Here is a 576-nt window from a genome sequence, read left to right on the forward strand (position 1 = left end):
GCGGCGGATGTATTCCGCTATTACGCCGGCTGGGCGACCAAGATCGAAGGGTCGACGGTGAACGTTTCGATGCCGTTCGCGCCCGACGCGGAATTCCACGCCTACACTCTGCGCGAGCCGGTTGGTGTCTGCGGTCAGATAGTGCCCTGGAATTTCCCGCTTCTGATGACGGCGTGGAAGATCGCGCCGGCCCTCGCGGCGGGCAACACCGTCGTGCTCAAGCCGGCCGAACAGACCCCGCTCACCGCGCTGCTGCTCGGTGAACTCTTCGAGGAAGCGGGGTTCCCGCCCGGCGTGGTCAATATCGTGACCGGATACGGTGACGCGGGCGCCGCATTGACCGCCCACCCCGACGTCGACAAGGTCGCCTTCACGGGCTCGACCGAAGTGGGCAAGCTGGTCGTCGACGCCGCCAAGGGCAACCTCAAGAAGGTGTCGCTCGAACTGGGCGGCAAGAGTCCCAACATCGTCTTCGCCGACGCGGATCTCGACCTCGCGGTGACCGGCTCGGTCAACGCGTGGCTGTTCAACCACGGCCAATGCTGCGTCGCGGGCACCCGGATGTTCGTGCAGGAC

1 protein-coding gene is annotated in these 576 nt (G+C 65.8%); it reads left to right on the forward strand.

Going from position 1 to position 576, the window contains the following annotated elements; all coding sequences use genetic code 11:
- Positions 1-576: aldehyde dehydrogenase family protein (locus tag IU459_RS37490; RefSeq protein WP_195134302.1), on the forward strand; the 576-nt coding region annotated here is incomplete at both ends.

It is taken from the genome of Nocardia amamiensis, assembly GCF_015477605.1.
Classification (GTDB): Bacteria; Actinomycetota; Actinomycetes; order Mycobacteriales; family Mycobacteriaceae; genus Nocardia; species Nocardia amamiensis_A.